16 protein-coding genes are annotated in these 20888 nt (G+C 47.4%); 10 read left to right on the top strand and 6 right to left on the bottom strand.

All coding sequences use genetic code 11. From position 1 onward, the window contains the following. Positions 1–173 precede the first annotated feature (173 nt). Together rapA and rluA are read left to right on the top strand one after the other, a co-directional pair. Positions 174–3083 (top strand): RNA polymerase-associated protein RapA, encoded by a 2910-nt coding sequence (gene rapA, locus FE394_RS13030; RefSeq protein ID WP_319926808.1) that lies wholly within the window; start codon positions 174–176, stop codon positions 3081–3083. A gap of 88 nt (positions 3084–3171) precedes the next feature. Beyond that, on the top strand, positions 3172–3840 hold the full coding sequence (gene rluA, locus FE394_RS13025) for a bifunctional tRNA pseudouridine(32) synthase/23S rRNA pseudouridine(746) synthase RluA (protein WP_319926807.1): 669 nt from the start codon (positions 3172–3174) through the stop codon (positions 3838–3840). Positions 3841–3877: 37 nt separating this feature from the next. Here rluA and djlA read toward each other — a convergent pair whose 3' ends face one another. Then, a complete protein-coding gene (djlA, locus tag FE394_RS13020) occupies positions 3878–4702 on the bottom strand; it encodes a co-chaperone DjlA (RefSeq protein WP_319926828.1) in 825 nt (274 codons plus the stop codon). Between the two features lie 183 nt (positions 4703–4885). Between djlA and lptD the strand changes: the two genes are divergently transcribed. From lptD to folA, 8 genes are all read left to right on the top strand, one after another. Then, complete coding sequence (gene lptD, locus FE394_RS13015) at positions 4886–7237, top strand: LPS assembly protein LptD (protein ID WP_319926827.1); 2352 nt, start codon at positions 4886–4888, stop codon at positions 7235–7237. Between the two features lie 64 nt (positions 7238–7301). Continuing rightward, entirely contained in the window at positions 7302–8603 is a 1302-nt protein-coding gene (gene surA / locus FE394_RS13010) for a peptidylprolyl isomerase SurA (protein ID WP_319926806.1), read from the top strand. Next, complete coding sequence (gene pdxA, locus FE394_RS13005) at positions 8593–9585, top strand: 4-hydroxythreonine-4-phosphate dehydrogenase PdxA (RefSeq protein WP_319926805.1); 993 nt, start codon at positions 8593–8595, stop codon at positions 9583–9585. Before surA ends, pdxA begins: the two co-directional genes overlap by 11 nt. Then, the gene (rsmA, locus tag FE394_RS13000) at positions 9578–10402 is read left to right on the top strand and encodes a 16S rRNA (adenine(1518)-N(6)/adenine(1519)-N(6))-dimethyltransferase RsmA (RefSeq protein ID WP_319926804.1); all 825 of its coding nucleotides are present in this window, start codon (positions 9578–9580) and stop codon (positions 10400–10402) included. The genes pdxA and rsmA overlap by 8 nt, the downstream gene beginning before the upstream one ends. 28 nt (positions 10403–10430) lie before the next feature. After that, on the top strand, positions 10431–10808 hold the full coding sequence (apaG, locus tag FE394_RS12995) for a Co2+/Mg2+ efflux protein ApaG (RefSeq protein WP_319926803.1): 378 nt from the start codon (positions 10431–10433) through the stop codon (positions 10806–10808). 2 nt (positions 10809–10810) lie between these two features. Continuing rightward, positions 10811–11638: a bis(5'-nucleosyl)-tetraphosphatase (symmetrical) ApaH gene (apaH, locus tag FE394_RS12990; RefSeq protein ID WP_319926802.1), complete on the top strand. Its 828-nt coding sequence runs from the start codon at positions 10811–10813 to the stop codon at positions 11636–11638. Between the two features lie 271 nt (positions 11639–11909). Next, positions 11910–13325 carry a cell division protein FtsP gene (gene ftsP, locus FE394_RS12985; protein WP_319926801.1) on the top strand — a complete coding sequence of 472 codons (1416 nt, stop codon included), beginning with the start codon at positions 11910–11912 and terminating at the stop codon, positions 13323–13325. A gap of 236 nt (positions 13326–13561) precedes the next feature. Next, the gene (gene folA / locus FE394_RS12980) at positions 13562–14047 is read left to right on the top strand and encodes a type 3 dihydrofolate reductase (protein WP_319926800.1); all 486 of its coding nucleotides are present in this window, start codon (positions 13562–13564) and stop codon (positions 14045–14047) included. A gap of 119 nt (positions 14048–14166) precedes the next feature. Here folA and FE394_RS12975 read toward each other — a convergent pair whose 3' ends face one another. The 5 genes from FE394_RS12975 to cpdA all read right to left on the bottom strand — a co-directional run bounded on the left by FE394_RS12975 (position 14167) and on the right by cpdA (position 20781). Next, complete coding sequence (locus FE394_RS12975) at positions 14167–14898, bottom strand: 1-acylglycerol-3-phosphate O-acyltransferase (RefSeq protein ID WP_319926799.1); 732 nt, start codon at positions 14896–14898, stop codon at positions 14167–14169. A 153-nt stretch (positions 14899–15051) separates the two neighbouring features. Continuing rightward, positions 15052–17304 carry a DNA topoisomerase IV subunit A gene (gene parC, locus FE394_RS12970; protein ID WP_319926798.1) on the bottom strand — a complete coding sequence of 751 codons (2253 nt, stop codon included), beginning with the start codon at positions 17302–17304 and terminating at the stop codon, positions 15052–15054. A gap of 57 nt (positions 17305–17361) precedes the next feature. Then, a complete protein-coding gene (gene parE, locus FE394_RS12965) occupies positions 17362–19257 on the bottom strand; it encodes a DNA topoisomerase IV subunit B (protein ID WP_319926797.1) in 1896 nt (631 codons plus the stop codon). A 73-nt stretch (positions 19258–19330) separates the two neighbouring features. Then, positions 19331–19939 carry an esterase YqiA gene (yqiA, locus tag FE394_RS12960; protein ID WP_319926796.1) on the bottom strand — a complete coding sequence of 203 codons (609 nt, stop codon included), beginning with the start codon at positions 19937–19939 and terminating at the stop codon, positions 19331–19333. After that, a complete protein-coding gene (gene cpdA, locus FE394_RS12955) occupies positions 19939–20781 on the bottom strand; it encodes a 3',5'-cyclic-AMP phosphodiesterase (protein ID WP_319926795.1) in 843 nt (280 codons plus the stop codon). The genes yqiA and cpdA overlap by 1 nt, the downstream gene beginning before the upstream one ends. Positions 20782–20888: the final 107 nt, after the last annotated feature.

Genomic DNA, 20888 nt, shown 5'->3' with positions numbered 1-20888 from the left:
CGCCCCTCTAATGGGCAATGGTACTTTTGTGACTCCGTTTTCAAAGAACGGGGACCATAAAAATGTTATTGAAAACTATCCCTATCGATAACCAATGATGATCGATATCCAACAAAAGCAGCCACCCTGCAACCCTAAATAATATTGTCTAACAGAAAACTGAGCCAAAATTTATGCCATTTACTCTTGGTCAACGCTGGATAAGCGATACAGAAAGCGAACTTGGATTAGGAACAGTCGTCGCGCTTGATACGCGCATGATAACGTTACTTTTTCCTGCCAGCGGAGAAAACCGCCTTTACGCACGCAATGACTCCCCCATTACCCGCGTTATGTTTAATTTGGGTGACACCGTGACCAGTCATGAAGGCTGGAAACTCAAGATCGATGACGTTCAGCAAGATAATGGCCTGCTGATCTATGTCGGTACCCGTCTGGATACCGAAGAAGAAAATACCTGCCTGCGGGAAGTTTTTCTGGATAGCAAGCTGACGTTTAATAAGCCACAGGATCGTCTGTTTGCCGGTCAAATCGACCGCATGGATCGCTTTGCACTGCGTTTCCGCGCCCGTAAACACCAAAGCGAGCAGTTTCGACTGGCGGAAAGTGGATTACGTGGTATCCGGGCCAGTTTGATCCCACATCAGCTGCACATTGCCAATGAAGTTGGTAAACGTCACGCTCCTCGTGTGTTATTGGCCGATGAAGTTGGTCTGGGTAAAACAATTGAAGCGGGTATGATTATCCATCAGCAATTGATGGCGGGTCGGGCAGAACGTGTACTGGTCATCGTACCTGACAGTTTGCAGCACCAATGGCTGGTAGAAATGCTGCGCCGATTCAATCTGCGTTTCTCGCTGTTTGATGATGGCCGGTATAGCGAAGCGCTTCATGACAGCGATAATCCATTTGAAACAGAGCAATTGGTGATCTGTTCTCTGGATTTCGTCCGCCGCAATAAGCAACGTTTTGAGCATCTGCTGGAAGCAAGCTGGGATTTGATGGTAGTGGATGAAGCTCACCATCTGGCATGGAGTGAAAAAGCCCCGAGCCGCGAATATCAGGTTATCGAACAATTGTCAGAACAAACTCCTTCGGTTCTGCTGCTGACTGCAACACCTGAACAGTTAGGACAAGAGAGTCACTTTGCCCGCCTGCGTCTGCTCGATCCGAACCGTTTCCACGATTATCAGGCATTTATTGATGAACAACAGAAGTATCGCCCCGTTGCGGATGCGGTTACGTTGTTGTTATCCGGTGAAACCCTGAATAATGAGCAGCAAAATGTGATCGTCGAGCTGATCAGCGAGCAGGATATTGAACCTCTGCTGAAAGCGGCAAACAGTAATCAGGATGAAGAGAGTGAGAATGCGCGTCGTGAGCTGATCGCCATGTTGATGGATCGCCATGGCACCAGCCGCCTGCTGTTCCGTAATACCCGTGGTGGCGTGAAAGGTTTCCCTCATCGCGAACTGCACGAAATCAAACTGCCATTGCCGGCCCAGTACCAAACGGCAATCAAAGTTTCTGAAATCATGGGTGCCAAAAAGACGGTCGAAACGCGCGCTAAAGATATGCTCTATCCTGAGCGGATCTATCAGGAGTTCGAAGGTGAAAACGCCACATGGTGGAACTTCGATCCCCGCGTGGAATGGCTGATGGGTTTCCTGCTGGCAAATCGTGACGAAAAAGTGCTGGTGATTTGTGCCAAGGCAGAAACCGCCCTGCAACTGGAGCAAGTTCTGCGTGAACGTGAAGGTATCCGCAGTGCCGTATTCCACGAAGGTTTGTCTCTGCTGGAACGCGACCGTGCTGCCGCTTATTTCGCTTCTCAAGAAGACGGCGCGCAAGTGCTGCTCTGCTCTGAAATTGGCTCCGAAGGACGTAACTTCCAGTTCGCTAATCAGCTTGTTATGTTTGATCTGCCGTTCAACCCTGATTTGCTGGAACAGCGCATTGGTCGTCTTGATCGCATCGGTCAAAGCCGTGATATCAGGATCAGTGTGCCTTATCTGGAAAATACGGCGCAATCCATTCTTCTGCGCTGGTATCACGAAGGTCTGGATGCTTTTGAACATACCTGCCCGACCGGTCGTCCCATCTATGACAAGTATTATGAAATCCTGCTGAACTTCCTTGCCAAGCCAAATGAGCAAACCGGATTCAGTGAATTCATTACAGAATGCCGTACTCATCACGAACAACTGAAACAGCAATTGGAGCTGGGTCGTGACCGTCTGCTGGAGATGAACTCCAACGGTGGCGATCAAGGGCAAAAACTGGCAGAAAAAATCGCGGCGCAGGATAACGATACGGATCTGGTCAATTTTGCCTTGAACCTGTTCGATATCGTCGGCATTAATCAGGAAGATCACAGTGATAGCATTATTATCCTGCAACCGTCCGATCACATGCTGGTACCTGATTTCCCGGGATTACCGAAAGATGGCTGTTCCATTACGTTTGATCGTGAAAAAGCGCTATCCCGCGAAGATACCCAGTTCATGAGCTGGGAACACCCCATCATCCGCAATGGTCTGGATTTAATCCTGTCAGGGGATACAGGTAGCTGTGCTGTTTCCATCCTGAAAAACAAGGCACTGCCGGTCGGTACGCTGTTAGTTGAGTTAATTTACGTTGTTGAGGCTCAGGCACCGAAACATCTGCAATTGACCCGTTTCTTGCCACCAACGCCAGTGCGCCTGTTGTTGGATCTGAAAGGCACTAATCTGGCGGCTCAGGTGGAGTTTGAAAGTTTCAACCGTCAGCTAAATGCCATCAATCGCCACAATGCCAGCAAACTGGTCAATGCGGTACAGCAAGAAGTTCATACTATTTTGCGCCAGTCAGAACCGCTGGTTGAAGCACAAGCGCGCGAGCTGATTGAGAAAGCGAAGAAAGAGGCAGACGAAGCGCTGTCGGCAGAATTATCACGTCTGGAAGCCCTGAAAGCGGTTAACCCGAATATTCGTGATGATGAGCTGGACGCGATTGAGTCTGAGCATAAGCATCTTATGCTCAATCTTGATCAGGCCAGCTGGCGTCTGGATGCTATCCGTCTGGTGGTGGTTTCTCATCAATAGACAGCCTTAAATTCAGGGGCTTTCTCTACGAAATGCCCCTGATTTTTTGTCCTACCCGATTATTCTCTTCGACACAACTGGAGCTACTATGCTGGAGTCTTATAATCCCCCGACCGATCCCTGGTTATATGTGCTGTATCAGGATGAGCACATTATGGTTGTCAATAAACCCAGTGAATTACTTTCTGTACCGGGCAAAGCAGAAGAGCACAAAGACAGTATCATGACACGGATACAGGCTGAATTTCCCGCCGCCGAATCAGTACATCGATTGGATATGGCTACCAGCGGTGTCATGGTGGTTGCGCTGAATAAAGCCGCCGAACGTGAACTGAAACGTCAGTTCCGTGAACGTGAACCGAAAAAAGTCTATATCGCCCGGGTATGGGGAAAAATGGAACAGGAAGAAGGTTTGGTGGATCTGCCGCTAATCTGCGATTGGCCGAATCGTCCGAAACAGAAAGTCTGTTTTGAAACAGGAAAATCGGCGCAGACTGAATATCAAGTGCTGGAGTATGAAACTCTGGAAGATGAAGTAAAAGCGACGCGGGTCAGGCTGGCTCCAATCACCGGTCGCTCGCATCAGCTCCGTGTGCATATGCTGGCTCTTGGCTACCCTATTTTGGGGGACAGGTTCTATGCCCATACACAGGCAAGGGAACTGGCACCTCGCCTGCAATTACATGCACAGGAGCTATTCATTACTCATCCGGCTTATGGCACACCGATGCATTTTGAGTGCAAAGCTGATTTTTGATGAATGCCGCTTATCGTCAATGCTGATGTAATAGATGCTATTTAAAGCCTTTTTCTTTCTTGATGAGATCATAAGCGGCTTGGATGGACTGCGCTTTCTGTTTCGCTATTTCCATCATTTCTGGGGGTAAACCTTTTGCCACCAGTTTGTCAGGGTGATGTTCGCTCATCAGTTTTCTATAAGCTCGCTTAATGGTTGTGGCGTCATCATCTTCATTGACGCCCAATACCTTACAGGCATCTGCCAATGTCGCACGCTGTTGTCCATAGCCTTGATAACCTCCATTTTGTTGATATTGTCCACCGGAATTATTCCCGTCAAAATGACGTCCTCCTTCCATCATGGCAAGGAACTGTTCAAATTGGGTGCGGGAAATGCCTAACTCTTCGGCTATGACAAACAGAACTGTTCTTTCGTTCGGATGTAGTTCTCCATCAGCAAATGCGGCTTGTAACTGAATTTCCAGAAACATCCGGATCAGGTCGAAACGCCCGAAGCAGGCACGACGTAATTGCCTTAATGTTTCACGCAGGGGGAACTGAGGCTGTTTACCCTCACGAAACGCCTTCTGCGCAGAAACCCGAGCTTCACCATGCAGTTGCATTCTATCCATCAGTTGAGTGGCTAGCTGGATATCTGTCTCTGTGACCCGGCCTTTGGCTTTGGTCAAATGCCCCAATACTTGGAACGTGCTGCGGAAAAACAGCAGTTGTCGGGTCGGGCCTTTGCTTGTCGCACCCAAATTCCGTGCCCTGACTTTGTCAAGGATATGACCCAGCAACACGCCGATCACTATCCCCCAGAAACCAGCGCCAGAAGCAATACCAAATATTAATCCAAATAATTTTCCCCAATACTGCATATAGTCTTCAATTCCCCAATGCCCTGAGCGCAATTTTGCATTATCATACTATCCATTAAGCTCTGTGCCTAACAGCAAGATAAGCAAAGTTAAACTTTACTCTGGCGCATATTTATTAACTGCGTTAGTCTCTGAGCGTTTGCCGGCATGATGCCACTGATGACGGAACCGCATAAAACATCTATGAATAAATGTTATCCCACTCTGCTGGCCACAATGGTATGGGCAGCAATTTACAGTCAGCAGGCACATGCTGACCTTGCAGCACAATGTATGCTGGGCATACCTGTTTACGATAAGCCGATTATCACAGGCGATCCCAATACAATTCCGATTAACATTAAGTCTGATGATACCCGGGGTGAATATCCCAATGCGGTTGATTTCATTGGTAATGTTGATATCCAACAAGGCAATAAAACGCTGACTGCCGATAAAGTACGGTTAGAACAAACACAAGATAAAGACCCCGTCCGGACTGTTACCGCAGTAGGTAATGTCAGCTATGATGACCCCCAGATCATTTTAAAAGGGCCACGTGCGTGGGCTAACCTGAACAATAAAGATGCCGATGTAGAACAAGGCAATTACCAGATGGTTGGTCGTCAGGGACGTGGTAGCGCAGATAAGATGATGCTGCGTGATGAAAACCGCTATACCATCTTGAATAACGGGATCTTCACTTCCTGCTTACCGGGTAATGATAGCTGGAGTGTGGTCGGCTCGGAAGTTATCCTCGACCGTGAAGAAGAAGTTGCGGAAATCTGGAACGCCCGTTTCCGGTTAGCCAATGTGCCGGTGTTTTACAGTCCCTACTTACAGTTACCGATTGGTGACAAGCGCCGTTCAGGTTTCTTGCTCCCCAACGCCAGTTTCTCCAATAAAGACGGCTTCCAATTCACACTGCCGTATTACTGGAATATCGCTCCCAACTATGACGCCACCATTACGCCGCATATTATCACCATGCGCGGTTTCAAGCTGGATAATGAATTCCGCTATCTGACCAAAGCGGGGACGGGCACGGTTGCGCTGGATTGGATTGGTCATGATCGTCTGTATGAAGAAGATAAAAAACTCAAAGCCAGACCGGAGAGAGACAGCAGCGACCGCTGGTTATTCTACTGGAATCATAGCGGTGTCATGGATCAGGTCTGGCGTTTCAGTGCTGACTACACCAAAGTCAGTGATCCGAACTATTTTACTGACTATACTTCACAGTACGGTTCCAGTACCGACGGCTATGCTACCCAGAAATTCAGTGTTGGCTATGCTCAACAAAACTGGAATGCCACACTGGCAACCAAGCAATTCCAGATTTTTACCGCAAGTGAGGGCAGAAAAGCCTACAGGGCTACTCCTCAACTGGATCTGAATTACTATAAAAATGATTTAGGCCCATTTGATTTTCATACCTATGCACAAGTGGCTAAATTTACCAGCGTAGGCAATCAATGGCCGGATGCAACACGTTGGCATCTTGAACCTGCCATTAATCTACCGCTCTCCAATGGTTGGGCCAGCCTCAATAACGAATTCAAATTGATGGCGACCCATTACGAGCAGGATATCTCTGATGAGGCAAAAGCAAGAAATGCCTTATTGGAAAAATCGGTTAACCGTGTCCTTCCGGTGTTTAAATCAGATGCGAAGATGGTGTTTGAGCGCGCCATGCATTTCAATCAGGATTACACCCAGACGCTGGAACCTCGCGTTCAATATCTTTATGTGCCTTATAAGAATCAAGACAACATAAATAACTTTGATTCATCATTGCTGCAAGCAGATTATACCGGCCTGTTCCGCGACCGCTTTTTCAGTGGACTGGATCGCATTTCATCTGCCAATCAGTTTACCGCCGGTGTTACTTCCCGCATTTATGATGAAGATTTAGTTGAACGTTTTAGCCTGTCTGTAGGTCAAATCTACTACTTTGAACGTCCGCGTGTCGGAGAGAATGACCCCACCCCGAGCAGCAAGGATATTATCAGGAACAAAAAAGGCACCGGACCTACTACATGGGCAGGAGATGCTCACTGGAGAGTCAATGATTCCTGGGGGCTCAAAGGCGGGCTGCAATATGATAATCGCCTGAGCAGCGTGACTATGGCCAATGCTGTCGTTGAATACCATCATGATGCTGACCGGCTGTTGCAGTTAAACTATCGTTTTGTCGATCGTGATTATATTCAGGCCACGCTCGGGACATTGCCCGCTTATCAACAAGGGATTTCTCAGGTCGGTATCACAGGAAGTTGGCCGTTGTCTGATCGCTGGGCGTTTGTCGGTGCGTATTACTACGACACCAAAGAGAAACAACCTGCTAACCAGATGGTGGGGCTGCAATACAACACTTGCTGCTGGGCAGTCAATGTGGGTTATGAACGCAAAATCGTCAACTGGCGATTCGGCAGCAGTCAATATGACAACAAATGGTCATTCCATTTTGAACTTCGTGGCTTAAGTAACAATCATAGTTTGGGTAGTCAGAAAATGTTGCAGCGAGGCATTCTTCCGTACCAGCGGGCATTCTGATACCAATAAACACAATGTATACACAATAACCCCGCCAAGGCGGGTTTAATATAATGGGAAATGTATGAAGAACTGGAGAACGCTCATTCTCGGATTGATGTTTTCAGTAAACTCTGTCGCTCTGGCAGCACCACAAGAAATCAATAAGGTGTCTGCCGTTGTTAACAATGATGTCGTACTGGAAAGTGACGTCAACAGCCTCTTACAATCCGTTAAACTCAATGCAAAACATGCAGGACAGCAGATACCGGATGAGAAGGAACTTCGCCACCAGATCCTTGAGCGCCTGATTATGGATGACATCATTCTGCAAATGGCAAAGCAGATGCAGATTACTATCCCTGATCAAGCTCTGGATTCTGCTATCACAGATATCGCCGCTCAAAACCATTTGGGCCTTGCCCAGTTGAAACAAAGTCTGGCCGCAGATGGCATTAATTTTGAGACTTACCGCAATCAGATCCGTAAGGAAATGACGATCGCGGAAGTACGCAATAATGAAGTACGTCGCCGCATTACTATCCTGCCACAGGAAATTGACTCACTGGCTAATCAAATGGGTAGCCAGAATAATCAGGATACGGAGTTGAATATCAGCCACATCCTGATCCCTCTGCCGGAAAATCCAAGTCAGGAGCAGGTAGAAAAAGCAGAAGCTACGGTCAGCAAAATTTTGTCTGAGCTCAAGGGTGGCGTAGATTTCGGTAAACTGGCCATTACTCATTCTGGTGATACACAAGCCCTGAAAGGGGGCAATATGGGATGGAGTAAGCTTCAGGAGTTACCGTCTCTGTTCTCTGAACAGCTCCAGTCAGCAAACAAAGGACAGATTATTGGCCCGATTCGCTCCGGCGTTGGCTTTCACATTCTGAAAGTAAATGATATCCGGGGTGGTCATATGCCGATCGCTGTTACTGAAGTGAATGCCCGCCATATTCTGCTGAAAAAAACACCGGTAATGAGCGATGATAAAGCTCGCAGTGAATTGATGAAACTCAGAGAAGAGATCGCAAGCGGCAAAATCACATTCGAAGAAGCAGCGAAAGAACATTCTGAAGATCCGGGTTCAGCCATGCGTGGCGGAGAACTGGGTTGGAATTTGCCGAGTGCTTATGATCCGGCTTTCCGTGATGCGTTGCTAAAACTGAAAAAAGGCGAGATAAGTCAGCCTGTTCATTCCGCTTTCGGCTGGCATCTGATCCAACTGCTTGATAGCCGCAAGATTGACAGAACAGATGCCGCACAGAAAGATCGGGCTTACCGTCTGCTGTTCAACCGTAAGTTCAATGAAGAAGTACAAAGCTGGATGCAGGAACTGCGTGCCACTGCTTATGTGAAAATTCTAGATGGTAGAGATGCAAAATAATAAACCTATCATTATCACCCCCGGCGAACCAGCCGGGGTTGGTCCGGATTTAGTGATTGCCCTCGCTCAAAAAGAGTGGCCTATCCAATTGGTTGTCTGTGCTGATCCGGAGTTGATGCTCTCCCGGGCCAAGCAACTGAATTTGCCCCTGCAACTGCACACTTATTCTCCTGAGCACATTGCCCCATCACAAGCAGCCGGAACGCTGACTATCCTCCCCGTCTCTCTCCAATCTCCTGCCATTGCGGGTGAACTGAACCGGGAAAACGGGAAATATGTCACGGAAACACTGGCAAAAGCCTGTGATGGTTGTCTGAATGGGGAGTTTTCGGCTCTCGTGACAGGCCCTGTCAATAAGGCCGTCATTAATGATGCCGGAGTATCCTTTACCGGACATACTGAATTTTTTGCCGATCGCAGCCAGTGCTCAAAAGTGGTCATGATGCTGGCAACAGAAGAATTGCGGGTAGCTCTGGCAACAACGCACCTGCCCCTTCTGGATGTTCCCAAAGCGATTACTTTCGATTCTCTGCGGGAAGTTGTCACTATTCTCAACCATGACCTGAAAACCAAATTCGGTATTCCCCGTCCTCACATCTATGTTTGTGGCTTGAATCCTCACGCTGGTGAAGGCGGGCACATGGGCCGGGAAGAAATAGACGTCATTATTCCTGCATTAAACAGTCTGAGGAAAGAAGGCATATGGCTCGAAGGTCCTTTACCCGCCGATACGCTATTCCAGCCCAAATATTTGGATAATGCGGATGCAGTGCTTTCCATGTATCACGATCAGGGGCTACCCGTGCTAAAATACCAGGGTTTTGGCAGAGCCATGAATATCACATTGGGACTGCCATTTATCCGAACGTCTGTCGATCATGGCACAGCACTGGAGCTGGCAGGGACAGGTAAAGCCGATGTGGGTAGTTTTATCACCGCATTAAATCTAGCAATTAAAATGATACAAAACATTAATGAATAATAAAGTCCATCAAGGGCATCATGCCCGTAAACGTTTCGGGCAGAACTTTTTAACCGATCAATTTATCATTCATAGCATTGTTGATGCGATGCACCCACAAGCGGGTCAAGCTGTAGTAGAGATTGGCCCGGGTCTGGGAGCGTTGACTGAGCCAGTCGGTGAGCGCATGGATAAAATGACTGTCGTCGAGCTTGACCGCGATCTGGCTGCTCGCCTGCATGTCCATCCAAAGCTGAAAGATAAGCTGACAATTATCCAACAAGATGCAATGACAGTTGATTTTGGCCAACTTGCCAAAGAGCGTGGGCAGCCCCTGCGTGTGTTTGGTAACTTGCCTTATAATATCTCTACGCCATTGATGTTCCATCTTTTCAACTATACTGATGCTATCGCTGACATGAGCTTCATGTTGCAAAAAGAAGTGGTGAATCGTCTTGTTTCAGGACCGGGCAGTAAAGCCTACGGGCGTTTAAGTGTGATGGCACAATACTACTGTCAGGTAATCCCTGTCCTTGAAGTGCCGCCTACAGCATTTACACCAGCACCAAAAGTAGATTCAGCCGTGGTGCGCTTGATCCCACACAAAACTATGCCTTATCCTGTTCAGGACATTCGCATGTTAGCCCGAGTGACAACTCAGGCATTTAACCAACGTAGAAAAACTATCCGCAACAGCCTTGGAAATATTCTTTCTGTCGAACAGTTATCTGAATTGGGCATTGATCCGGGTACGCGGGCTGAAAACATCTCTGTCGAGCAATACTGTAAGGTAGCAAACTGGTTATCGTCTCAGTCTGAAGTTGTCGAAAACCAATAAATATCCGTTACAGTAATAGGAGGCACCTATGCTCAACGAACCAAGAATTAATATTCAAGTACAAAGTGCTTATGTAGAAAGTCAATCACAGCCAGAGCAACAACGTTTTGTGTTTTCTTATACAATATCAATTCGTAATCTTGGGCATTCTCCCGTGCAACTTATTAGCCGTTACTGGCGCATTACTAACAGTAATGGCCACAAAATAGAAATTCAGGGTGAAGGGGTTGTGGGAAAGCAACCTTTGATCCTACCGGGAACAGAATATCTCTATAGTAGCGGGGCTGTTCTGGAAACGCCCCTGGGCACGATGGAAGGCCACTATGAGATGATTGATCACGATGGTCATCCGTTTCGTGCCGATATTCCGGTATTCCGACTGGCAATTCCAACGCTAATAAATTAATTATGGCTACATACCTTATTGGCGATATTCATGGCTGTTATCGTGAATTACGCGCCTTATTAGAACAAGTCGATTTTAATTCCAACAAAGATACTTTATGGCTGACGGGCGATCTGGTCGCCCGTGGCCCTGATTCGCTGGCTGTGCTGCGTTACATCAAGCAACTTGGTTCCGCAGTCAGGCTGGTATTGGGTAACCACGATCTGCATTTGCTGGCTGTCTACGCCAAAATCAGCCGCAATAAGCCAAAAGATTTGTTGGATGAATTACTCACAGCGCCGGATATCGATGAATTAATAAACTGGCTGAGAAAACAGCCTATTTTGCAAATCGATGACAAATTGAAGCTGGTTATGGCACATGCAGGACTCACACCACAATGGGATTTGTCCACAGCCAAAATGTGTGCCCATGAAGTAGAAGCCATTCTTCGCAGTGACAGCTATCCCTTATTTCTCAATGAAATGTATGGGGATATGCCGAATAGCTGGACGCCTGAATTACGTGGTCTTGCCCGCTTGCGTTACAGCACCAATGCACTGACACGAATGCGTTATTGTTTCCCCAACGGTCAATTGGATATGCTCTGCAAATCTAAACCCGAAAATGCGCCGGCCCCACTGAAACCCTGGTTCGATATACCACGCAATATTCCTGAAGACTATTCCATTGCATTTGGTCACTGGGCTGCATTGGAAGGTCAGGGAGTACCCGCGAATATCTATGCATTGGATACAGGCTGTTGTTGGGGAGGTAAATTGACGATGCTGCGTTGGGAAGATAAGAAATATTTCAGTCAGGCATCATTGCTCGCTCAACCGAAGAAGTAAATCTGTAACACCGGAGTATCTTTCGGTACTCCACCATAAATTTAAGATAGTTTTAGAATTTCCTCCCTATTCGCGCTATGATTGCGCTCAATAAATTAACGTTTTAATTAAACGCAATCGATAGAATAACAAATCCTGATAGCCACAATATTGGGATATTCATCCCGGTAATTATTTGAGTTAGATCCAATTAGCAATCATAGGAATTGCTATTCTTGTTGTGGAAACTATTTATTCCTGTTGTGGAGACTATTCCTATCGTGGAGCAAGTATGTCACTGAGTCGGCGCCAATTTATTCAGGCTTCTGGTTTGGCAATGTGTTTAGGGGCACTTCCTTTTGCCGTTCGGGCCAATAAAAATCAACAAACTAAATTGCCGCTTCCGCCCTTATTGGAATCCCGAGGTGGACAGCCTCTATTTTTAACGCTACAAAAAGCCCACTGGTCATTTAACGGGCATAATAAAGTTCCGGTCTGGGGTATTAATGGACATTATTTAGGGCCAACTATTCGGGTTCGTCGTGGGGACGATGTCAAACTGATATATAGCAACCGCTTGTCTGAACCCGTCTCAATGACGGTGGGTGGCTTGTTAGTCCCCGGAACTTTGATGGGCGGCTCATCTCGCGTGATATCACCGGGTGAAAGTTGGTCACCGGTTATCCCTATAGCTCAGCCCGCAGCAACCTGTTGGTATCATGCCAACACACCGAACCGAATGGCCCGGCATGTTTATGCTGGTCTGGCCGGAATGTGGCTGGTGGAAGATGAAAGCAGCCGTAGTCTGCCTTTACCCAAACATTATGGCGTTGATGATTTCCCTGTTATTTTGCAGGATAAACGACTGGATAATTTTGGTGTACCACAATACAACCCACCCGCGAATCAAGGTTTTCTCGGTGATACTTTGGTGGTTAATGGTGTCGAAAATCCTTTTATTGAAGTTGCCAGAGGCTGGGTCAGACTGCGTTTATTAAACGCCTCTAATGCCCGGCGATATGAATTGCAGCTCAGTGATGGAAGTCCCCTTTACATGATTGGCACTGATCAAGGGTTACTGCCTGCACCTGTGGTGACACAACAACTACCACTTGCTCCGGGCGAACGTCGTGAAATCCTGATAGACATGTCGAAGGTGGAGAGTGTTACCATTACTGCGGGAGAATCAGCGGGCGTGATGGATCGGTTGAAAGGGTGGTTTGAACCTTCAACCAAACTACGCTCAACCACAGTCTTGACGCTTAAAGCCAGCGGTTTGCTTCCATTGGTGACGGATCAACTGCCTACGCAGCTTGTAGATGATAATCCACAAGTCAGTTCATCCATCCGAAGTCGCCAGCTTACTTTAGGGGACGATTCCCAAGGGATTAACGGCACACTGCTGAATGAGAACCGGATCGATATCACCAGTCAGCAAGGGGCATGGGAACGTTGGATAATCACCACATCAACACCTCAGCCTTTCCATATTGAAGGGGTAAGGTTTAAAGTCATCAGCCTTAATGGCAACCGCCCTGAGCCAGAGGATTATGGCTGGAAAGATACAGTTTGGATTAATCAGCGGGCAGAATTGTTGGTCAATATGATGCAGCCTTCTTATGAACACTTTCCTTATATGTATTACAGCCAGATCCTGGAAATGGCAGATCGGGGAATAGCCGGTCAATTGGTTGTCAATCCCGCTTAAATGTAATCTCCCTTGAAAAGAAACCCAATCACTGTCTTACCCAATAGCTCCGATCATCCAGTGAGGTAGCATAGTAAGATAGTGTATTCGGAATTGGTACGTTAAATAATGGATGGTTTAGCTATTAGTATGCGAACTCACTATTTGTCCTGAAAAACTGCTAATCTTATCGACTGAGAGTAACCCTTTCCGTATAGTGTCCAAAATTTTCATACTACCTCCTGTAAGGTGACTTAATGAATATCAGCTTGATTGCTGCGATGGCAATGGACCGAGTCATCGGTATGGAAAATGCCATGCCGTGGACTCTGCCAGGTGATTTGGCCTGGTTCAAACGCAATACACTCGGAAAGCCAGTTGTGATGGGCCGGGTGACTTATGAATCGATTGGTCGCCCTTTGCCGGGACGACTGAATATCGTGATTAGCAGTCAACCTGCAAGTGATGATCAGGTCACTTGGGTAAACTCCATTGAAGCAGCGTTGGCTGCTGCCGGTGATGTTGAAGAAATCATGGTGATGGGAGGAGGAAAGATTTATGAGCAGTTCATTCCTCTGGCAAATCGTATGTACCTGACGCACATTGATGCAGAAGTCATTGGTGACACACATTTCCCTGATTATGAGCCTGATGAGTGGAATTCAGTTTTTACCGAATATCATGATGCAGATGAAGACAACTCACATGGCTATTGTTTTGAAATTCTAGAGCGCCGTGACTAATACAGGTCATCACATTTAACGCGCAGCGTTCTGTTGCAGTGTTTATTACGGTAGCAATCCGGCAATCCTTTATCCGGTGCGCCGTGAGACCCCGTCCTTCGGACGGGGCGATATCAACGCTAACCTTGCTTATCAAGTTTCTCGACTTCTTTATTCAACTCATCAATTTTAGCCTGCATCATTTGCCGACAATGTTCTGCCAATTCACGCACCTGATCTTTGGTATATTTCGTGGTATCAATCGGGGGTAACATTTCGATAATAACAGTCCCATTATTCCAACGATTAAGTTTTATTTTCTCATGTGTTGAAGAGGCACAGACGGGTACGATAGGCACACCTGCCATAATGGCCGCATGAAAAGCCCCTGTTTTGAAAGGCAATAATCCGCGACCACGACTGCGGGTTCCTTCCGGAAACATCCAGACTGAAACCTGCTTCTTTTTGATCTGTTCGACAACCTGTGAAATGGTGCCATGTGCTTTTGTCCGGTTTACTCTGTCGATCAGAATATTACCCGTCAGCCAATAAAGCTGACCAAAGAAGGGAATAAATGCCAGACTTTTCTTGCCCACAGTGACAGTACGTGGTTGCACCGCGTTTGACATGGTCACCATGTCAAAATTATTTTGATGATTGCCAATATAGATGCCGGGCTTATATTCACGGGCTTCTGCTGGTATACGCTCTAACAATTTAATCCCGAACACTTTATGTAATTTGCCAAATGCATGACCGAAAGTCATAACATGGCGTGGATTGCGCGGGCTGAATAAACAATAGATAGAACCGAAAACACAGATTAGAATGCAAAGGAAAATAACAATTATTCCACGAATGATTGCTAGCATAGGTTGCCTCTTGTAGCGCGGGCCAGTATTACACTGACCCGCTATTATAATTTATACCTGTCGTTTTAAGATTGCCGCGTTGCGGGCAGTTCTAAGGCATAAAACCGATAGATATAGACTGTTACTGCCTCAACAAATTGTCATTAGACTAACTTATTGCTTGGGCATCTCCACTTCCACACGCTCAACACGCTGTAATCCGCGAGGTAATCCGGTGCCTTTGCGTCCTCTCTCTGCTCTGAATTTCTGTAAGTCCTCTGGACGCAGTTGCAACTTGCGCTTACCAAAGTAAAGCGTAATTGAGGATTGCGGAGACAATACCAATAACCAAGCCAACATATCTTCCCCTGATGTGGCTTGTGCGGCAGGAATGGAAACAATTTTGTTGCCTTTACCTTTCGATAGCTGTGGAAGATCTGCCACAGGGAACATCAACATGCGACCCGCTTTAGTAATCACCAGCAGCATATCATCCTGTTCATTGTTGATCTCCAACGGCTGCATGACCCTGGCATTTTCAGGCAACGTAATCAAAGCCTTACCTGCACGGTTTTTGGCAATCAAATCACTGAAAGTACAAATAAAACCGTAGCCCGCATCTGAAGCCATCAGGAACTTCTGATCTTCTTTCGCCATGAGGAGATGTTTGACCGATGCGCCCGCTGGCAATGCCAGTTTACCCGTCAGTGGCTCACCCTGTCCTCTGGCAGAGGGCAGATCCAGCGGATCAACGGAGTAACTGCGCCCTGTCGTATCAATAAAGACCACAGGCTGGTTGCTCTTGCCGCGTACCGCACTGCGGTAGCTATCGCCTGACTTATAATTCAAGCCGGTCGGATCGATTTCATGCCCTTTTGCACTACGCACCCAACCCATTTCTGACATAACAACCGTAATAGGCTCAGATGGCAGAATGTCATGATCGCTCATGGCCTTCGCTTCCGTGCGCTCTTTCAACGGGGAGCGGCGATCATCACCATAGCTTTCCGCATCGGCAATAATCTCTTTTTTCAGCAACGTACTTAATTTGCGCTCAGAACCTAAAATCGCCTGAAGTTTGTCACGCTCTTTTGCCAGTTCATCCTGCTCGCCACGAATTTTAACTTCTTCCAGCTTCGCCAGGTGACGTAATTTCAGATCCAGAATCGCTTCTGCCTGTGTTTCAGTTAAGCCAAAACGCTGCATCAGCACTGGCTTCGGTTCGTCTTCATTGCGAATAATATGGATCACTTCGTCAATGTTGAGGTATGCCGCCAACAAACCTTCCAGAATGTGCAGACGCTTAAGCACTTTTTCCAAACGGTGATTCAGTCGGTTACGCACTGTTTCACGACGGAAAACCAGCCACTCGCTGAGGATCTCAACCAGTCCCTTAACCGAAGGTCGGTTATCCAAACCAATCATGTTGAGATTAACACGATAGCTTTTTTCTAAATCCGTAGTCGCAAACAGGTGATTCATCACTTGTTCGACATCCACTCGGTTGGTACGAGGAACAATCACCAGGCGGGTTGGATTCTCGTGATCGGATTCGTCACGCAGATCTTCTACCATCGGCAACTTTTTCGCTCGCATCTGGCTGGCGATTTGCTCCAGAATTTTCGCGCCGGAGACTTGGTGTGGCAGGGCAGTGATAACAACGTTACTCTCTTCTTTCGACCAGATTGCCCGCATACGCACCGAACCACGACCATTTTTGTAGATCTTGCGGATATCTTCTTTTGGTGTGATGATCTCGGCTTCTGTCGGATAATCCGGCCCCTTGATGTACTCCATCGCTTCATCAAGTGACAAATCAGGCTTATCCAGCATCGCAATCAGCGCACTTGCCACTTCACGGGAATTATGAGGTGGAATATCAGTCGACATACCAACAGCAATGCCGGTGGTGCCGTTCAACAGGATATTGGGCAGGCGCGCAGGCAGCATTTTCGGCTCCTGCAATGTGCCATCAAAGTTTGGCACCCAATCCACAGTACCTTGCCCCAATTCGCTCAGCAGCAATTCAGCATATTTGGACAGGCGGGATTCGGTATAACGCATCGCCGCAAAGGACTTCGGATCATCCGGCGCACCCCAGTTACCCTGACCATCCACCAGCGGATAACGGTATGAGAAAGGCTGTGCCATCAAAACCATGGCTTCATAACAAGCACCGTCCCCGTGCGGATGGTATTTACCAAGCACGTCACCCACAGTACGGGCCGATTTTTTAAATTTGGCGCTACTGCTCAACCCCAGTTCCGACATCGCATAAACAATACGGCGCTGTACTGGTTTTAAACCATCACCGATAAAAGGCAGCGCCCTGTCCATGATGACGTACATGGAGTAATTCAAATAGGCGTTTTCAGTGAACTTGTGAAGCGGCTGGCGCTCCACACCATCGTGAGTTATCTCACTCATGTATTTATTTCCTCAGAATCTGTCTTGACTACCTGTGCGCTCTCTTTCATTTATGCGCTAAACTTCAATGTCGATGGAATCACCTTTCTCTTGCAGCCAATTACGGCGATCTTCTGAACGTTTCTTCGCCAGAAGCATATCCATGACTGAGAGGGTTTCCTGATAATTTTCATCGTCGATAGTCAATTGCACCAGACGGCGAGTGTTGGGATCTAATGTGGTTTCGCGCAACTGCATCGGGTTCATTTCACCCAAGCCTTTAAAGCGCTGAACATTCGGTTTGCCCCGCTTACGGCTTAAACGATCCAGTATGGCGTTCTTTTCCCCTTCATCCAGCGCATAATGCACTTCTTTGCCGAGGTCGATACGATACAGCGGCGGCATTGCCATATAGACATGACCGCGTTTCACCAAGGTCGGAAAATGACGGACAAACAGGGCACACAGCAGCGTTGCGATGTGCAAGCCATCAGAATCCGCATCCGCCAGTATGCAGACTTTACCGTAGCGGAGCTGGCTGAGATCCTCGCTATCGGGATCGATGCCAATTGCGACAGAAATGTCATGTACTTCCTGCGAAGCCAGCACTTCGTCCGAAGAAACCTCCCATGTATTCAGGATTTTTCCGCGCAGTGGCATGATCGCCTGAAACTCACGGTCACGGGCTTGCTTCGCAGAACCACCTGCTGAATCCCCTTCCACCAGAAACAGTTCGGTAATATTGAGGTCTTGCGCAGTACAGTCTGCCAGTTTACCCGGCAGCGCCGGGCCGTTGGTCAGTTTTTTACGCACGACTTTCTTCGCAGCACGCATCCTGCGTTGCGCACTGGCAATCGCCATTTCAGCAAGTTGTTCCGCATCCTGCGTGTGCTGGTTCAGCCATAAGCTGAATGCATCTTTCACAACACCAGAAACAAAGGCCGCAGACTGACGTGAAGAAAGACGCTCTTTAGTCTGTCCGGCAAATTGGGGATCCTGCATTTTGAGAGATAGCACGTAAGCACAGCGATCCCAGATATCATCAGCAGAAAGTTTGACGCCACGCGGCAATAAGTTGCGGAATTCACAGAATTCACGCATGGCATCAAGCAAACCTTGGCGCAGGCCATTGACGTGAGTTCCACCCTGAACTGTCGGGATCAGGTTCACGTAGCTTTCTGCCAATAATTCACCGCCTTCGGGCAGCCACAGCAATGCCCAGTCAACAGCCTCAGTTTCCCCGCTTAATACCCCTACAAATGGCGCTTGCGGCAACGTTACCAATCCATTGACAGCTTCCAGCAGATAATCGGTCAGCCCATCGGCATAACACCATTTCTGCTCGGTATCATTCAGTTTATCTTTAAAGACAATTTCAACACCCGGACATAATACCGCCTTGGCTTTCAACAAATGTGTCAAGCGGGTGACTGAAAAACGGGGAATATCGAAATAGCTTTCATCAGGCCAGAAATGGACACTCGTTCCGGTATTGCGTTTGCCACAACTGCCGATAATGTCCAATTCTTGGACTTTCTCACCATTTTCAAAGGCGATCTGGTGAACCTGACTGTTACGGCGGACCGTAACTTCCACACGTTTGGACAGGGCGTTTACCACAGAGATCCCGACGCCATGCAAGCCACCAGAAAATTGGTAATTTTTATTGGAGAATTTTCCTCCCGCATGCAGGCGGGTGAGGATCAATTCAACAGCAGAAACTTTTTCTTCAGGATGGATATCAACCGGCATGCCACGGCCATCATCTATCACTTCCAGAGACTGATCGCTGTGAAGGATCACTTCAATATGTTTCGCGTGACCAGCCAGAGCTTCGTCCACACTGTTATCGATCACTTCCTGTGCCAGATGGTTCGGACGGGTTGTATCAGTATACATTCCGGGACGACGACGTACTGGCTCCAGGCCACTGAGGACTTCAATGGCCTCTGCGTTGTAACTAGATTGAGTCATGTTGTAATTCTGTCGGTTGCTTCATTATTAGAGGGCCAATCAGTATTGATATACTGTTGATAATACCAGTCGCTTACCTATTTTTGGCAATTTTTTTACTATTGCCACTGGTTAACCCCAAGAAGTTAATGATTTGAGGGAAATAGTGTTCGAAACCAATAAAAGCATGATTCCCACCAGATTCAACCGTCTGCCGGCACTGCATCAGGTAAGCAACGGCCTGACGGTAATCGAGCACTTCATCCCCTGTTTGCTGCAATAACCAGATAAGATCAGGTGATTCAAGCGGGTCAATGTGCATCACTTTGAGATCATGTATATCGCTTTGTTCGAGAGTATACCGCTCTTCGGTATAGGGATTCACGTTTTCCCCGAGATAATTCTGAAGCAAGTCGAATGGACGTATCGCAGGATTGACGACCACGGCAGGCAGGCCAAAGCATTGGGAAAGCCAGATAGCCAAATAGCCGCCAAGAGAAGAGCCCACCAGCCCGATGTTTTCACCAGCGTGTTCCATCACCAGTTCTTCCAATAAGATGGCTGTCTCTTCAGGATAAGAAGGTAATTGCGGCACCAGCATATCAATTTCAGGATGCTGCTGGTGCAACCATGTTTTCAGTGCATGTGCTTTTGCTGATTTGGGAGAACTATTGAAACCATGCAAATAAAGTAACGTTGACATTAATACCCATCCGAATCTAAATCCGGGCAAAACTCGTTACTCTTCAGCCTGTGAACCTGCGTGTGCAATACTGCGTCGTTGTTGCTGCCAGCCACAGACAGTTCGAGATAACGCCATCCCGGAGCCACTGTATCAAGCATAAAATTAGTACAATGTGGCCTAAATTGCACACAGGTTGATGGTGTAGCCATTACACGGATGCCATTCCACATTTCATCAACTTCTTGATGGATATGCCCACACAATATAGATTTCACTTGGGTTTTGCCTTTCAATGCTTCTGATAATTCAGGGGCATTACGCAAACTGTGTTGATCCAACCACGTACATCCTGACGGTATTGGATGATGATGGAGAATGACAAAAGCATGACGATCGCTGTGCTCATCCAAGCATTTTTTCATCCACTCAAGTTGATAATCCGTCAACTCTCCATAAGGAACGCCCTGCACCTGACTATCCAGCAGAATCAACTGCCAATGCTGCCCGATGAATATCTGCTTGGAGGGTGAAATACCTGCTGCTGCCAATGTATCAACCATCGCTGGCTGATAATCATGGTTGCCGGGCAACCAAACACAAGGCGCAGGCAATCGGGCAATTCCCTCAGCGAAATGCTGATAGGCTGCGATTGTCTGATCCTGTACCAAATCCCCTGTCGCCACGATCAAATCAATGGTCAGATTCTGCTCAAGGAGCATATCCAGTACGGCATGATAACTGTTGTAGGTATTGATCCCAAGCAGTGTATCGCCCTTATTGCCAAAAAGATGTGTATCGGTGATTTGCAGTATTCTGGCTGTGGCGCCTTCTGCCACAGGTACTTCAAGCAGGCGTTCCAAAAGTTTTCCTTTTCCTGTCGAAAATGGGGATTATTCTAACGTGTCTTTATGCAAAAGATCTGCTGACTGGGGCACACTTCCTGTTTTCTAACGTAAATTAGGAATTA

This window comes from Xenorhabdus littoralis (assembly GCF_033949345.1).
Classification (GTDB): Bacteria; Pseudomonadota; Gammaproteobacteria; order Enterobacterales; family Enterobacteriaceae; genus Xenorhabdus; species Xenorhabdus littoralis.
The sequence above is the reverse complement of the archived record's forward strand: the minus strand, read 5'-3'. Positions and strand labels throughout refer to the sequence as shown.

What these genes read in the sequence shown, in the direction of transcription:
- rapA (WP_319926808.1), top strand. Translation starts at nt 174, where the DNA reads ATGCCATTTACTCTTGGTCAACGCTGGATAAGCGATACAGAAAGCGAA.
- rluA (WP_319926807.1), top strand. Translation starts at nt 3,172, where the DNA reads ATGCTGGAGTCTTATAATCCCCCGACCGATCCCTGGTTATATGTGCTG.
- djlA (WP_319926828.1), bottom strand. Translation starts at nt 4,702, where the DNA reads ATGCAGTATTGGGGAAAATTATTTGGATTAATATTTGGTATTGCTTCT.
- lptD (WP_319926827.1), top strand. Translation starts at nt 4,886, where the DNA reads ATGAATAAATGTTATCCCACTCTGCTGGCCACAATGGTATGGGCAGCA.
- surA (WP_319926806.1), top strand. Translation starts at nt 7,302, where the DNA reads ATGAAGAACTGGAGAACGCTCATTCTCGGATTGATGTTTTCAGTAAAC.
- pdxA (WP_319926805.1), top strand. Translation starts at nt 8,593, where the DNA reads ATGCAAAATAATAAACCTATCATTATCACCCCCGGCGAACCAGCCGGG.
- rsmA (WP_319926804.1), top strand. Translation starts at nt 9,578, where the DNA reads ATGAATAATAAAGTCCATCAAGGGCATCATGCCCGTAAACGTTTCGGG.
- apaG (WP_319926803.1), top strand. Translation starts at nt 10,431, where the DNA reads ATGCTCAACGAACCAAGAATTAATATTCAAGTACAAAGTGCTTATGTA.
- apaH (WP_319926802.1), top strand. Translation starts at nt 10,811, where the DNA reads ATGGCTACATACCTTATTGGCGATATTCATGGCTGTTATCGTGAATTA.
- ftsP (WP_319926801.1), top strand. Translation starts at nt 11,910, where the DNA reads ATGTCACTGAGTCGGCGCCAATTTATTCAGGCTTCTGGTTTGGCAATG.
- folA (WP_319926800.1), top strand. Translation starts at nt 13,562, where the DNA reads ATGAATATCAGCTTGATTGCTGCGATGGCAATGGACCGAGTCATCGGT.
- FE394_RS12975 (WP_319926799.1), bottom strand. Translation starts at nt 14,898, where the DNA reads ATGCTAGCAATCATTCGTGGAATAATTGTTATTTTCCTTTGCATTCTA.
- parC (WP_319926798.1), bottom strand. Translation starts at nt 17,304, where the DNA reads ATGAGTGAGATAACTCACGATGGTGTGGAGCGCCAGCCGCTTCACAAG.
- parE (WP_319926797.1), bottom strand. Translation starts at nt 19,257, where the DNA reads ATGACTCAATCTAGTTACAACGCAGAGGCCATTGAAGTCCTCAGTGGC.
- yqiA (WP_319926796.1), bottom strand. Translation starts at nt 19,939, where the DNA reads ATGTCAACGTTACTTTATTTGCATGGTTTCAATAGTTCTCCCAAATCA.